Here is a 12,918-nt window from a genome sequence, read left to right as displayed (position 1 = left end):
GGCGGCAGGAGCCGCTGCCGGCGCAACAGCCTCGGCGGCCGGGGCTTCCTCGGCTTCTTCCTGCACGGTGTTGGCCGTGACCACCGCGGTGTCGTGGCCTTCGCCGCCATGCAGCGCGACCAACTCGACGTTCTCCGGCAGTTTCAGCTGCGACAGATGGATGATGTCGCCGGGCTTCAGGTCGACCAGGTCCAGTTCGATGGACTCGGGCAGGTCCTTCGGCAGGCAGGTGATTTCCACTTCGGTCAGGTTGTGCGAGATCACCACGCCGGAGGTCTTCGCCGCCGCGGACTTTTCCTTGTTCAGGAAGTGCAGCGGCACGCTGACACGGATCGCTTCTTTCTCGTTCACGCGCAGGAAGTCCATGTGCATCATCAGCTGCTTGAACGGATGCTTCTGCCAGTCACGCACCAGCACCTTCTGCACCGTGCCGTCGACGTTCAGGTCGAGCACCGAGGAGAAGAACCACTCGTTCTTGGCGGCGAGCAGGATGGTGTTGTGCTCGATCTGGATGCTCTCCGGGGCCTGCCCGGCGCCGTACACGACGGCCGGCACGAAGCTCGCATGACGCAGGCGGCGGCTCGCACCTTTCCCCTCGTCCTTGCGGCTTTGCGCCTTGATTTCATGAGTCTTGGACATTTCGTTGCTACCTTGGTTTTTTAAGAACCGCCTCGCGGCAGTTGCGTGACTTTTCCGCGACCAGAAAAGCCGATGGTGCCGGACGGCCGAGCCGCCACGGCGAAAATCCGTGGATCAATCCACGTACAGCGAACTCACCGACTCGCCAAAGGCGATGCGGCGAATGGTTTCGGCCAGCAGCTCGGCGACCGAGAGCTGGCGGATTTTGGCGCAGGCCTGCACTTCCGGGCGCAGCGGCAAGGTGTTGGTGACCACCAGCTGATCGAGCTGGGAGCCTTCGATATTGCTGATCGCCGCACCCGACAGCACCGGATGCACGCAGTAGGCAACCACCTTGCGGGCGCCGCGCTCCTTCAGAGCCGCAGCCGCCGCACACAGCGTGCCGGCCGTGTCGACGATGTCGTCGACCATCACGCAGGTCTTGCCGTCCACGTCACCGATGATGTTCATCACGGTGGACACGTTCGCGCGCGGACGACGCTTGTCGATGATGGCCAGATCGGCATCGTCCAGCCGCTTGGCGATGGCCCGTGCACGCACCACGCCACCGACGTCCGGGCTGACCACGATCAGGTCTTCCATGCTGTAGCTGCGCCAGATGTCGGCCAGCAGCACCGGCGAGGCGTACACGTTGTCGACCGGAATATCGAAGAAGCCCTGGATCTGGTCGGCATGCAGGTCCACCGTCAGCACCTGGTCGATGCCGGCGGCGCCGATCATCCTGGCCGCCAGCTTGGCGGTGATCGGCACCCGCGCCGAGCGCGGCCGGCGATCCTGCCGGGCATAACCGAAGTACGGAATCACCGCGGTGACGCTGGCCGCCGAGGCGCGTTTCAGCGCGTCGGTCAGCGCCAGCAGCTCGAACAGGTTGACCGCGCTCGGCGCGCCGGTCGGCTGCAGCACGAACACTTCCTGCTTGCGGACGTTCTCCTCGATCTCGATCTGCACCTCGCCGTCGCTGAACGTGCCGACCAGCGCCTTGCCCAGCGGCACGCCCAGTCGATGGGCGACATCCTCGGCCAATGCACGATGTGCGTTACCGGTAAACAGCATCATCGGGGTGGACGTGTCCACAGTGGTTACCTCGAAACAAAAGCCATCATGAAATGGCTGGGGCGGCAGGATTCGAACCTGCGAATGCGGGAATCAAAATCCCGTGCCTTAACCAGCTTGGCGACGCCCCAGTGATATTTGTGTATTGCCCGTGCCTGATCCGTTTCTACCGCCAGCCATCACGTCGCACCCCGGTGGCGCGCCGATGCCTCATGCAAGGGTGACACGTCGACACCTGTGGCGACATGCGCCGTGAACGCCGCCGGACATTGCCGGGCCACCGCCTGCGCCCGCTCGAGCGAACGCAGCTCCAGGAATACGCAACCGCCGCTGCCGGAAAGCCGCGCCTGACCGAAGCCGCCCAGCCAGTCCAGCGCCGCAGCCACCCGCGGGTGCCGCGCGCGCACCACCGGCGCAAAGGCGTTTTCCGTCGTTTCGCCGGAAGCAAAGGATGAAATTGTCGCCCGCGAGGCATTTCGTGTCAATTCAGGCGCTTGAAAAAGCGCGGCAGTCGACACCGGCTCGCGCGGGTCGAGCACCACGTAATGGCGCGGCGGCAGGGCCAGCGGGGTGAGCTGCTCGCCGATGCCCTCGGCCCAGGCCGAACGGCCGCGCACGAACACCGGCACGTCGGCACCGAGCCGACGTCCCAGTTCCGCCAGCGCATCCTGGTCCAGGCCCAGCTGCCACAGCTGATTCAGCGCCACCAGCACGGTCGCCGCGTCGGAACTGCCGCCGCCCAGCCCCCCGCCCACCGGAATGCGCTTGTCCACCTCGACATCGACGCCCAGCGGCGTGCCCGTGCGCTCCTGCAGCAGCCGCGCCGCGCGCACCACCAGGTCGGCTGACTCAGGCACGTCCGGCACGTCGCGCGTGCGTCGGATCAGTCCGTCGTCGCGCACCCGCAGGCGCACCTCGTCGCCCCAGTCGAGCAGGCGGAACACCGTCTGCAACTCGTGGTAGCCGTCAGCACGTCGCCCGACGATGCGCAGGAACAGATTCAGCTTGGCCGGCGCCGGCCATACCGTCCACTCGCCAAACGCAGGCGGCGGCAATGCCCGGCTCATGAACACGCGCAGAGAGTCGGGAAAGCCGTTCTCGCGATCGCGCTGACGCGCAAACGCAAACGACGGATCGTCCTTGGCGACCGTGGCAAAACCGTGTTTCGCGTAGAACGGCGCGTTCCACGGCACATCGGCCAGCGTGCCCAGATCCATCCGCCGGTAGCCGGCCGCACGCGCCCACGCGCAGGCGTGCTCGAGCAGGGCCGCGCCGATGCCACGCCGGCCGTACTCCGGCAGCACGTCGATCTCGGCAACGCCGATCGCGCCATCGGCCAGGTCGGCATCCAGCCAGACGAAGCCGACCGGTTCGCCCGCCCCGTCCAGCGCCGCCCAGACCAGGCCGCGGTCGATCGCCTGGTGCAGCAGCTCCGGCGGGATCGACATGGCCGCATAACTGGGCCACGCCGGATGGCCGCGGAACAGCTGTACGGCCTTGCGCTCGATCGCGCACAAGGTCTCGACCTGGCTGGGGCCGGCACGTTCGATCGGGAAGGACATGCGGGTTCTGATGCGGCTGCGACGGTCAACGGGGCGCCAAGCCTAACCCATCAGCGGAACTGCCAGGACTCGATCGACAGCTTCACCTTGTACGGCGGCTTCGCGGCGAACACCTTCGTCGGCAGCGGCGGCTGGCGCGCGGCGTCCCATTCGCGGTAGTCGACCGCCCAGCCATCCTGCTGCAGCAGTGAGGGCAGCCGGTTCTCGCCGAAGCTCAGTTCGGCCGGGCCGCTGTCCGCGCGCAAGCCGAGTACCCAGGCGCGCAGGTCGTGCAGCGGCACCTCCCAGCCCAGCGCCTTGTGCATCAGCGCCTCGGCATCGGGGCCGTGCAACGGACCGTGTTCCAGACCTTCCAGCAGGGCGCCGTCCGGGCCGCCGCTGAGGCGGAAATTCATGCCGCTGATCGCCGGCCCGCGCAGCACGAACTCGTACTGCTCGCCGTCCTGGGTCCAGCTGAAACTGCCGCTGCCGCCGTCCTTGCCGTTGGAGACGCCGAGCCGGCCCTGCAGCACCCAGTGGTCGGCCTGCGCCAGCGCCCGTTCGCGCGCGAGTTGCGCATCGAGCAGGCCGGCGTCGCCCTTCACGCGTACCGCCTGCGGCACGCAGGCGGCCAGCAGCAATGACACGGCGACGGCGAGGAGACCCAGCCACCGCCTCATGGATGCAACCGCTTCAGGGTTTCCTGCAGGGTGCCGTTGTGCGGATCGAGTTTGCGCACTTCGTCGAAGATCCGCTGCGCATCCTGCTTGTGGCCCTGCTTCCACAGCACCTCGCCCAGGTGCACGCCGACGTCGGCGTCCTTGCGCGCCAGCCACGCGCGGCGCAGGGTCTGCGCGGCCTGGTCCAGGTTGCCCATGCGGTATTGCAGCCAGCCCCAGGAGTCGGCGATCGCCGGGTCATCCGGCTTCGCGCTACGGGCCGCGCGAATCAGCCGTTCGGCCTCGGCCAGATCGCGGTTCGCGTCGGCCAGGGTGTAGCCCAGCGCATTGCTGGCATCGACGTCGCCCGGCTTGATCTTCAGCAGATGCTGGAAATCCTGCACCGCCTGGTCGATCTGGCCGGCCTCGGCGTAGGCCAGGCCACGACCGTACAGCAGCCCCGGATCGTCCGGCACCACCTGCAGCGCGCGGCTGAACGCGACTTCGGCCTTCGCGTAGTTCTGTTCACGCAGATACAGCTCGGCATCGGCCTGCCAGGCCTGGCGCAACTGCGCGGGCTGGTCGAGATAGGCGAGCTGCAGTTGTCCCAGCAATTCATGCGCGTCGGTGCGCTTGCCTTGCGCGTGCAGGATCATCGCGCTGCGCAGGTCGGCGTCGAACGCGTGCTCGTCGGTGTCGCCCACCTGGTCGTACCAGGCCAACGCCTCGGCCTCGCGATGCTGCATTTCGGCCAGCTGGCCGAGCAAGTAGGCGCTGCTTTCGCGAACCTCGGGCGGCGCCTTCTGCAATTCCTGGTACAGCGAGGCCAGCGCCTTGTCGTTCCGATCGTGCGCGGCCAACCCGGCACGCATCGCATAGATGTCGGCGTTCTGCGGACCATGCGCCAGCAGCTTGCTGGCACCTGCAAAGTCGCCGGCCTGGCTGAGCATGCCGGCATAGGCCAGGCGCAGCTGGGTATTCTTCGGCTCCTTCGCCAAGGCCTTCTGCAGCAGCGCGCGCGCACCGTCGCGATCGCCGTCCTTGAACTTCATCTGCGCCGCCCAGGCGTAGGTTTCGGCACTCTGGAACCGCTGGATCGCCGCATCGGCAATCTGCACGGCGTAGGCGTGCCGGCCGAACTGGTCGCCCAGCTCGCTCATCGCCAGCCATGCGTGGGCATCGCCAGGCAGACGCGCCGGCGTGGCCAACGCTTCCAGCAGGCGGGCGGCCTGGGCCTGGTCGCGGGCACCGACGAGCACGCGGCCGAACTGGCGCCACGCGTCCGGGTCGCCGCTGCCGATCAACAGCTCCAACTGGCGTCGTGCTTCGTCGGTATCGCCGCGGTCCAGCGCCAGCTGGGCCCGCGCCTGGGCCATCGCGGCAGGCTTGGCGCCCAGCGCCTGCCAGCGGTCCAGCGCACGCTGGGCGGCGGCGGCGTCATGCACGGCAATCGCCAGCCCGGCCGCGCGCTCGGCCACCTGCGGGTCGTTGCTCAAGGCCATCGCCTTGTCGTAATGGCCGGACGCCACCTTCAGATCGGTGCGGGTCAGCGCCATCTCGCCGGCCAGCAGCTGCGCCAGCACGTCGTGATCGGTATCCGGCGTGGCCACCGTCAGCCGCGCCAGCGGTTGCGGCGTGGCGGCCGCTTTCGGGGCGGAACGCAGAGGCGTGCCGGCGCAGGCGGCCAGGCCCAGCGCCAGCGCGGTTACTGCCGTAAAATGCCGCAGTTGCTTGAACTTGCTCGCCCCGCTCCGCACACTACTCTCCATCCACATGCCTGTTCTGGTCGTTCGAGCCACCGTCTGGCGACGTCGCGCCAAGCTTAGCCTACGCCGGATCCCTGCCGCCGAGATGTCCCCACCACCATGCCGCTGATCGCCCTCGGGCTCAATCACCTCACCGCGCCGGTCAGCCTGCGCGAGCAGGTGGCGTTCGATGCGGACGCCGCGGGCGAAGCCCTGCACGAGCTGGCCCGCGAACCCGGCGTGGAGGAGGCGATGATCCTGTCCACCTGCAATCGCACCGAGCTGTACGTCGGCGTCGCGGCAGGCGCGGAGGACATCCCGCAGGCATGGTTGAATCGTCATCATCATCTGACCCCCGGCAAGCTGGATGAGTTCCTGTACCGGCACGACGAGGACGACGCCGTGCGCCACATGTTCCGCGTCGCCACCGGGCTGGACTCGATGGTGCTGGGCGAGCCGCAGATCCTCGGCCAGGTGAAGGACGCCTACCAGCTGGCGCGCGAGGCGCAGTCGCTGAAGGCGCCGATGGACCGCCTGCTGCAGCACACCTTCGCGGTGGCCAAGCGGGTGCGCACGGACACCCGCATCGGCGCGCACACGGTGTCGGTCGCGTTCACCGCGGTGCGCCTGGCCGAGCAGGTGTTCACCGACCTGAAACACGCCTGCGTGCTGCTGATCGGTGCCGGCGACACCATCGAACTGGCCGCGCGGCACCTGGCCGAGAAGCAGGTGCGCCGGCTGATCGTCGCCAACCGCACGCCGGAAACCGCGCAGGAACTGGCCGGCCGCCACGGCGGCTACGCGATCGCGCTGACCGACTTGCCGCAGCACCTGGCCGAAGCCGACATCGTGATTTCCTCCACCGCCGCGCGGCAGCCGATCGTAACCCGAACCTGTGTCGAGCAGGCCATGGCGGCGCGCAAACGCCGGCCGATGTTCATGGTCGACATCGCGGTGCCGCGCGACATCGAAGCCAGCGTGGGCGAGCTGCCCGACGTGTACCTCTACGGCATCGACGACCTGCGCCAGGTGATCGACGACAACCTGCGCTCGCGCGCCGCCGCCGCGCAGGAGGCCGAAGCGATCATCGACCTGCAGGTGGAACGCTACATGGCCTGGCGCCGCGCGCTGACCCTGAAGAACCCGGCCGTCGACATGCGCCAGCATGCCGAGGTCTACCGCGACGAGGTGCTGGTCAAGGCCCGCGCGATGCTGGCTCACGGCAAGTCGCCCGACGAGGCGCTGGCCTTCCTCGCCAACACGCTGACGAACAAGCTGCTGCACCACCCCAGCGCGCGCCTGCGCGAAGCCGCGCTCTCCGGCGATCTCGACCTGCTGCACGCCGCCGGCCGGCTGTACGGGCTCGATTCGGAAGTGGGTGAAGAGAAGTGAGAAATTAGAGAAAGCACCGTTGCTGCCTTTACTCTGTTCCCACTCCTCGTCACTCACTGCTCGCCCATGACCCCATCGATCCGCCGCAAGCTCGAGGCACTGGCCGAGCGCCATGAGGAAATCGGCCTGCTGCTGTCTCAGCCGGAGGTGCTCGCCGACAACACGCGCTTCCGCGAGCTGTCGCAGGAATACGCCCAGCTCGAACCGGTCGCCGCCTCGCTGCGCGAGCACGACCAGGCCGAGCGCGAACTGGCCGCAACCCGCGCGATGCTGGACGACGCCGAGCTGCGCGAGATGGCGGTCGACGACGTGCGCCGGCTGGAGCAGCGCCTGCTCGACCTCGACGGCGAACTGCAGCTCCTGCTGCTGCCGAAGGACCCGCGCGACGAGGCCAACCTGTACCTCGAAGTGCGCGCCGGCACCGGCGGCGACGAGGCGGCGATCTTCGCCGGCGACCTGCTGCGCATGTACCTGCGCTACGCCGAGAACCGCCGCTGGCACGTCGAGATCCTCAGCGAGCACGCCGGCGAACACGGCGGCTACAAGGAGGTCGTGGCGCGCATCGAGGGCAAGGGCGCGTACTCGCGGCTGAAGTTCGAATCCGGCACGCATCGCGTGCAGCGCGTGCCGGAGACCGAATCGCAGGGGCGCATCCACACTTCGGCGGCGACCGTGGCGATCCTGCCCGAACTCGACGAGATCGACGACGTCGAGATCAACCCGGCCGACCTCAAGGTCGACACCTTCCGCGCCTCCGGTGCCGGCGGCCAGCACGTCAACAAGACCGACTCGGCGATCCGCATCACCCACCTGCCCACCGGCACCGTGGTGGAGTGCCAGGAAGAGCGCAGCCAGCACAAGAACCGCGCCCGCGCGATGAGCCTGCTGAAGGCGCGCCTGCTCGACGAGGCACAGAGCAAGCAGCATGCGGTGCAGGCCGAGGCGCGCCGGTTGCAGGTGGGTTCGGGCGATCGCAGCCAGCGCATCCGCACCTACAACTACCCGCAGGGCCGGATCACCGACCATCGCATCAACCTCACCCTGTACCGTCTGCCCGAGATCATGCAGGGCGACCTGGGCGAACTGATCGACACGCTGACCCGCGAACACCAGGCCGACCTGCTGCAGGCGCTCGGCACCGCCTGACAACACCGTCACGGCAGGCTGGATTACCCTGCAGCCACCCCTCCCCCGTGTCGTCATTCCGGCGCAGGCCGGAATCGCACTTCGACTTTCGCACATCGCAAGTGCGATTCCGGCCTTCGCCGGAATGACGAGTTGAGGGGTTTCGAGGCTGGAGGGCTGGAGAGCTGGAGGTCTGGAGGTTTGGAGATCGACATGGGCAAGCGCTACCGCAACGCGATGAAGGAACTGCAGCTCGATCTGATCCGGCTGCAGCACGGCCTGCGCAGCAGCGGCAAGCGGCTGCTGGTGATCTTCGAAGGCCGCGATGCCGCCGGCAAGGGCGGCACCATCAAGGCCATCACCGAGAGTCTGGACACCCGCGGCTACCGCATCGTGGCCCTGCCCAAACCGGGCGAGGTCGAAGCCAGCCAGTGGTACTTCCAGCGCTACGTCGCCCACCTGCCCGGCGCCGGCGAATTCGTGCTGTTCGACCGCAGCTGGTACAACCGCGCGGTGGTGGAACCGGCGATGGGCTTCTGCAGCAGCGACCAGTACGCGGCCTTCCTCGACGCCGTGCCGGCATTCGAGAAACTGCTCGCCGACGACGGCATCATCCTCATCAAGTACTGGCTGGCGGTGGATCAGGCCGAGCAGGAACAGCGCTTCGCCGAGCGTGCCGACGATCCGCTGAAACGCTGGAAGCTCTCGCCGGTGGATCTGGTCGCACGGCAGAAGTACGCCGAGATGGGCCGGCTGCGCGACGTGATGATCGAGCGCACGCATGCCGACCATGCGCCGTGGTTCGTGGTCGATTTCAACGACCAGAAGCGCGGCCGGATCAACCTGATCCGCCACCTGCTGCAACAGCTGCCGCTGCACGAGGAAGCCGTGCCTCCGGTGAAACTGCCGAAGCTCAAGGGCAAGCCGAAAACCGAGCACGTTACCGAACAGGCATCGTGGGTGCCCGATACGTTCTAGCCGGTGTGGAAACCGTGCAGATCCTGCTCCGGCAAGTCCTCGCGGCTGACCGTCTCGACGCTGGCCGCGGGTGGTCCGCGCCACAGCCAGCGCTCCAGCGCTTCGAGCGCCCGCGCCGTGCCGCCGGCCAGCACCTCGACGCTGCCGTCGCGCCGGTTCTTCGCATGGCCGGCAAGGCCAAGAGCCAGCGCCTGCTCGCGGGCATTGGCGCGATAGCACACGCCCTGCACCCGCCCGCTGACGATGAACCGCGCCGTCGGCATCACTTGCCTCCGATCAGGCCTTCCAGCGACGCCTCGGTCACCGGTCCCACGATGTGTTTGGCCACCTTGCCATCGGGGCTGATCAGGTAGGTGGTGGGCAGGCCGCGCGGCTCGTCGAAATCCTTCAGCGGCTGGTCCAGGGTGACCTGGGCGATCGGGTACACCACCGGGTGCTTGGCCAGGAACGCCTTGATGTCGGCCGGTTCGCTGTCCTCGTAGGCCAGGCCGATCGCCACCACGTTCGTGTGCGCGGCGACGAAGCGCGAGATGTCCGGCATCTCCTTGATGCACGGCACGCACCAGGTCGCCCAGTAGTTGACGATCACCCACTTGCCGCGCTGCGCGGACAGGTCGAACGTCTTGCCGTCCAGCGTGGTGACTTTCAGCGTGGGCTGCACGGGCATCGCAGCGTGCGCCGGGGTAGCGAACGCCAGTGCCACAGCCAGCGCGGCAACCGGAGCGGTGAAGGATGAGAACAAGGTCATGCGGGGAGTTCCTCGGTATCAGCCGCCGGGTCGGCGGTCGGGGGATAGATCTGGTCGAGCCGGGCGCCCAGCTTCGCCTGCAGCGCCGCGGCCAGTTCGGCCAGCATCGCCAGCAGCTCCGGCGGCAGCGCGATACCCAGCGCCTGCGCCTCTTCCACCGGCCGCAGCGGCAGACGATAGCTGGTACGCCGGTACACGCGCAGCAGGTCGGTGCTGTCCAGGCTGCGGCACAGCAGCCAGCCGCCGGCTTCGCCGCGCTGGATCAGTTCGGCCTGCTGCAGGTCGTCGATGTAGGCGGCGATCAGCGCGCTGCGCAGGTACGGCTCGCGCACGCGCAGGTCGGCCGGGTCCACGCAGTCGCCGCTGCGCTGCGCCTCGACGAAATGCCGCAGCACCACCAGCAGCCCGAGGAACTCGGCGCCTTCGGGCAGCGTCTGCATCGGTGCGTGGTATTCGAACGCGGACGCCGAGGCGGCGATCGACGCGGCCAGGATCACGATCACCCACGCGAGGTAGATCCACAGCAGGAAGATCGGGATCGCCGCCAGCACGCCGTAGATCTGCTGGTAGGTCTGCGCCTGCTGCACGAACTGGCCGAAACCCCAGCGCGCGATCTCGAACAGCACCGCGCCGAGCAGCGCGCCGATCGCCGCGTCGCGGCGCGACACCTTGCAGTTCGGGATCACCGAATACATCAGCCACAGCGTGAAGAACGTCACCAGGAACGGCAGCGTGCCCAGCAGGCTCTGGGTGACCCCGCTGAGCTGGTCGGCGGCGCTGTGCAGCAGCGGCGCCGCGGTCACGTACGAGGTCACCGCGATGCCGCCGACCACCAGGATCGGCCCCAGCGTCAGCGCCGCCCAGTACAGCAGCAATCGCGAACCCCAGCTGCGCGGCTGGTGCACGCGCCAGATCCGGTTCAGCCGGTCCTCGATGCTGATCATCATCGCCAGCGCGCTGAACAGCATCACCAGGATGCTGATGCCGGTGAGCTTGCTGGCATTCGCCGCAAACCCCAGCATGGTCGCCTGCACCGCCTCGCCGGTCGACGGCACGAAATTGTTGAACACGAAATTGATCAGCGTGTCGCGCGCCGGCTGGAACACCGGGAACGCCGAGAACATCGCGAACACCGCCACCGTCAGCGGCACCAGCGAGACCAGGGTGGTGTACGACAACGCACCCGCCGTCTCGAAGCACTTGTCGTCGACGAAGCGCTGCCAGATGAAGCGGCTGAAGCTCTTCGTGCGTTCGCGGTTGAAGCGCCGGATCATCGTTGTCCTTTCGCTGGCGGCCCGGGCGGACCACCAACATCGTGGGTACCGGCCGGTACACTAGCGTATTGGCTGTGAATGCCTCAAACGCACGAGTCGACGCCACATGAATCACGAGATCCTGGTCCTGTACTACAGCCGCAGCGGCCACACCGCCCAGCTGGCGCGCCTGCTCGCCCGCGGCATCGAGGAAGTGCCCGGCATGCGCGCGCGCCTGCGCCAGGTGCCGCCGGTGGCGCCGGTGACCGAAATCGCGCAGCCGCCGGAGCCCGAGGACGGCGCACCGTACGTGCAGAAGCAGGACCTGCTCGATTGCGTCGCACTCGCCATGGGCAGCCCCACCCGCTTCGGCAACATGGCCGCGCCGCTGAAATATTTCCTCGACACCACCGGCGCCGAGTGGGCCAGCGGCGCGCTGGTCGGCAAGCCGGCGGCGCTGTTCACCTCCACCAGCACCATGCACGGCGGCCAGGAATCCACCCTGCTCTCGATGGCGCTGCCGCTGCTGCATCACGGCATGCTGCTGCTCGGCGTGCCGTATACCGAGCCGGCGCTGACCGCCACGCAAAGCGGCGGCACCCCGTACGGCGCCAGCCACGTCGCCGGCGCCAAGGGCGACAACCCGATCAGCGATCACGAACGCGAACTGGCCCGCGCGCTGGGCCGGCGCCTGGCCGACGTGGCCCGCCGCCTGGCGGATACGCCATGACGGTCGCTACGCGCGCCCCCATCCTGCCCGTCTATCGCGTCGGCCTGGTCGCCTGGGCCTTGCTCGTCGTGCTGCAACTCGCCTGGCATGCGTGGCTGGTGCCGCCGCAAAGCCTGCCGGCCTGGCTGGTACTGGCGATCACCGTAATGCCCCTGTTGCTGCCGCTGCTGGCGATCCGCGACGTGCGCCGCGCCCTGCTCTGGGTCGGCATCCTCAGCCTGTTCTACTTCAGCCACGGCGTATCCGAGGCATGGAGCTCGGCGGGCCAGCGCTGGCTGGCGATCGCGGAGATCGTGCTGACCGTGCTGCTGATCGCAGCGCTGGGCGCCGGGGTGAAGCGGCGGCCGCCGGCTTCGCCGGCAACGCGCGATTGACGCGGCATCACACCTGACCATTGATAGGTGAACCTGGCCCCGTTCGGTGCTACTTCATGGACCAGCAGCTGCGAGTTTCGTGATGATAAATGTCGCCAAGCACGCGTAAGCTGCCACAAGGGCTAATAGTTTGCCCCAAAAGCACACCAAACAAGGCCAGTTTAGAAAGGGAGATGCATCCATTTCGGGGTCTTCGCTCAGACGATGCGGGTATTTGCGCTCGAGGATTCTGGAAAATGCGCCCCACACGATAGAGGCGAACACGTATTGAAGAAGGTCAAGTGCAAGGCAAATGACCAAAAAAAGTGCAACTAACTGAAGCTGCGAAGGTATGGCGATTGTTACGTGTTTTGTGGGAGTGTTGAAAATCCAGATCACAGCAATACCAGCAAAGGCTGCCTGCCGCGCAACCGCGCTTGCAGTTCCGGAGTTTGAGTAATATGACTCTCTAGCGTGTGAAAGTTTCACTCTAACCCTTCTTGCTGGATGGCCCCCGAGGCCCAGTGCTACCAGTTGGAACTACGCTTCCCTTCACTGAGTCTCCGGTGTAAGTCGGGCGCTGACCAACTCCCCTGTTCGAAGGTGAAGGTGAAGGTGCGGGGTTGGAAGCAGGCTTAGAAGCTGGCTTCGATGGCTTTTGATCCTTTGACATGCAGTTTTCCCCTGTGGTGCATAACGCCT

Annotated in this window: 14 protein-coding genes and 1 tRNA gene; 5 read left to right on the top strand and 10 right to left on the bottom strand. The window is 67.3% G+C overall.

Annotated elements, in window-relative coordinates; all coding sequences use genetic code 11:
• The 6 genes from ABD024_RS04520 to ABD024_RS04495 all read right to left on the bottom strand — a co-directional run.
• On the bottom strand, positions 1–639 hold a 639-nt coding region (locus ABD024_RS04520; protein WP_343850132.1), incomplete at its 3' end, for a 50S ribosomal protein L25/general stress protein Ctc.
• Between the two features lie 114 nt (positions 640–753).
• A complete protein-coding gene (locus ABD024_RS04515) occupies positions 754–1,695 on the bottom strand; it encodes a ribose-phosphate diphosphokinase (RefSeq protein WP_200935675.1) in 942 nt (313 codons plus the stop codon).
• A gap of 51 nt (positions 1,696–1,746) precedes the next feature.
• Positions 1,747–1,823, bottom strand: a tRNA-Gln gene (locus tag ABD024_RS04510).
• A 48-nt stretch (positions 1,824–1,871) separates the two neighbouring features.
• Positions 1,872–3,254, bottom strand: coding sequence for a 4-(cytidine 5'-diphospho)-2-C-methyl-D-erythritol kinase (ispE, locus tag ABD024_RS04505; RefSeq protein WP_343850130.1), 1,383 nt, complete (start codon positions 3,252–3,254; stop codon positions 1,872–1,874).
• Positions 3,255–3,304: 50 nt separating this feature from the next.
• On the bottom strand, positions 3,305–3,913 hold the full coding sequence (gene lolB, locus ABD024_RS04500) for a lipoprotein insertase outer membrane protein LolB (protein WP_343850128.1): 609 nt from the start codon (positions 3,911–3,913) through the stop codon (positions 3,305–3,307).
• Positions 3,910–5,667 (bottom strand): tetratricopeptide repeat protein, encoded by a 1,758-nt coding sequence (locus ABD024_RS04495; RefSeq protein WP_343850126.1) that lies wholly within the window; start codon positions 5,665–5,667, stop codon positions 3,910–3,912. Before ABD024_RS04495 ends, lolB begins: the two co-directional genes overlap by 4 nt.
• Before the next feature lie 90 nt (positions 5,668–5,757).
• Here ABD024_RS04495 and hemA point away from each other — a divergent pair, with 90 nt between their 5' ends.
• From hemA to ppk2, 3 genes are all read left to right on the top strand, one after another.
• Entirely contained in the window at positions 5,758–7,029 is a 1,272-nt protein-coding gene (hemA, locus tag ABD024_RS04490; RefSeq protein WP_343850124.1) for a glutamyl-tRNA reductase, read from the top strand.
• A 66-nt stretch (positions 7,030–7,095) separates the two neighbouring features.
• The gene (gene prfA / locus ABD024_RS04485) at positions 7,096–8,175 is read left to right on the top strand and encodes a peptide chain release factor 1 (protein ID WP_343850122.1); all 1,080 of its coding nucleotides are present in this window, start codon (positions 7,096–7,098) and stop codon (positions 8,173–8,175) included.
• A gap of 192 nt (positions 8,176–8,367) precedes the next feature.
• Complete coding sequence (ppk2, locus tag ABD024_RS04480) at positions 8,368–9,132, top strand: polyphosphate kinase 2 (RefSeq protein WP_343850121.1); 765 nt, start codon at positions 8,368–8,370, stop codon at positions 9,130–9,132.
• Here ppk2 and ABD024_RS04475 read toward each other — a convergent pair.
• Genes ABD024_RS04475 through ABD024_RS04465 form a run of 3 tightly spaced genes read right to left on the bottom strand, consistent with a single transcriptional unit; the run spans position 9,129 to position 11,154 of the window.
• Positions 9,129–9,395 (bottom strand): acylphosphatase, encoded by a 267-nt coding sequence (locus ABD024_RS04475; RefSeq protein ID WP_343850120.1) that lies wholly within the window; start codon positions 9,393–9,395, stop codon positions 9,129–9,131. The genes ppk2 and ABD024_RS04475 overlap by 4 nt on opposite strands.
• Positions 9,395–9,880 (bottom strand): TlpA family protein disulfide reductase, encoded by a 486-nt coding sequence (locus tag ABD024_RS04470; RefSeq protein ID WP_343850118.1) that lies wholly within the window; start codon positions 9,878–9,880, stop codon positions 9,395–9,397. Before ABD024_RS04470 ends, ABD024_RS04475 begins: the two co-directional genes overlap by 1 nt.
• On the bottom strand, positions 9,877–11,154 hold the full coding sequence (locus ABD024_RS04465) for a YihY family inner membrane protein (RefSeq protein ID WP_343850116.1): 1,278 nt from the start codon (positions 11,152–11,154) through the stop codon (positions 9,877–9,879). Before ABD024_RS04465 ends, ABD024_RS04470 begins: the two co-directional genes overlap by 4 nt.
• A gap of 106 nt (positions 11,155–11,260) precedes the next feature.
• On the opposite strand from ABD024_RS04465, the gene wrbA reads away from it, so the two are divergent.
• Together wrbA and ABD024_RS04455 are read left to right on the top strand one after the other, a co-directional pair.
• Positions 11,261–11,863, top strand: a complete 603-nt coding sequence (wrbA, locus tag ABD024_RS04460) for an NAD(P)H:quinone oxidoreductase (protein ID WP_343850114.1) — start codon at positions 11,261–11,263, stop codon at positions 11,861–11,863.
• The gene (locus ABD024_RS04455; RefSeq protein WP_343850112.1) at positions 11,860–12,237 is read left to right on the top strand and encodes a DUF2069 domain-containing protein; all 378 of its coding nucleotides are present in this window, start codon (positions 11,860–11,862) and stop codon (positions 12,235–12,237) included. The genes wrbA and ABD024_RS04455 overlap by 4 nt, the downstream gene beginning before the upstream one ends.
• A gap of 54 nt (positions 12,238–12,291) precedes the next feature.
• Here ABD024_RS04455 and ABD024_RS04450 read toward each other — a convergent pair whose 3' ends face one another.
• Complete coding sequence (locus ABD024_RS04450; protein ID WP_343850110.1) at positions 12,292–12,705, bottom strand: hypothetical protein; 414 nt, start codon at positions 12,703–12,705, stop codon at positions 12,292–12,294.
• Between the last annotated feature and the right edge of the window lie 213 nt (positions 12,706–12,918).

This window comes from Rhodanobacter soli, assembly GCF_039523495.1.
GTDB lineage: Bacteria > Pseudomonadota > Gammaproteobacteria > Xanthomonadales > Rhodanobacteraceae > Rhodanobacter > Rhodanobacter soli.
The sequence above is the reverse complement of the archived record's forward strand: the minus strand, read 5'-3'. Positions and strand labels throughout refer to the sequence as shown.

Excerpts from the sequence above, each read along its gene's own strand:
- ABD024_RS04465 (WP_343850116.1), bottom strand. The coding sequence starts at position 11,154 with ATGATCCGGCGCTTCAACCGCGAACGCACGAAGAGCTTCAGCCGCTTC.
- ABD024_RS04470 (WP_343850118.1), bottom strand. The coding sequence starts at position 9,880 with ATGACCTTGTTCTCATCCTTCACCGCTCCGGTTGCCGCGCTGGCTGTG.
- hemA (WP_343850124.1), top strand. The coding sequence starts at position 5,758 with ATGCCGCTGATCGCCCTCGGGCTCAATCACCTCACCGCGCCGGTCAGC.
- ABD024_RS04495 (WP_343850126.1), bottom strand. The coding sequence starts at position 5,667 with ATGTGGATGGAGAGTAGTGTGCGGAGCGGGGCGAGCAAGTTCAAGCAA.
- lolB (WP_343850128.1), bottom strand. The coding sequence starts at position 3,913 with ATGAGGCGGTGGCTGGGTCTCCTCGCCGTCGCCGTGTCATTGCTGCTG.
- ABD024_RS04515 (WP_200935675.1), bottom strand. The coding sequence starts at position 1,695 with ATGATGCTGTTTACCGGTAACGCACATCGTGCATTGGCCGAGGATGTC.
- ABD024_RS04455 (WP_343850112.1), top strand. The coding sequence starts at position 11,860 with ATGACGGTCGCTACGCGCGCCCCCATCCTGCCCGTCTATCGCGTCGGC.
- ppk2 (WP_343850121.1), top strand. The coding sequence starts at position 8,368 with ATGGGCAAGCGCTACCGCAACGCGATGAAGGAACTGCAGCTCGATCTG.
- ispE (WP_343850130.1), bottom strand. The coding sequence starts at position 3,254 with ATGTCCTTCCCGATCGAACGTGCCGGCCCCAGCCAGGTCGAGACCTTG.
- wrbA (WP_343850114.1), top strand. The coding sequence starts at position 11,261 with ATGAATCACGAGATCCTGGTCCTGTACTACAGCCGCAGCGGCCACACC.
- prfA (WP_343850122.1), top strand. The coding sequence starts at position 7,096 with ATGACCCCATCGATCCGCCGCAAGCTCGAGGCACTGGCCGAGCGCCAT.
- ABD024_RS04475 (WP_343850120.1), bottom strand. The coding sequence starts at position 9,395 with ATGCCGACGGCGCGGTTCATCGTCAGCGGGCGGGTGCAGGGCGTGTGC.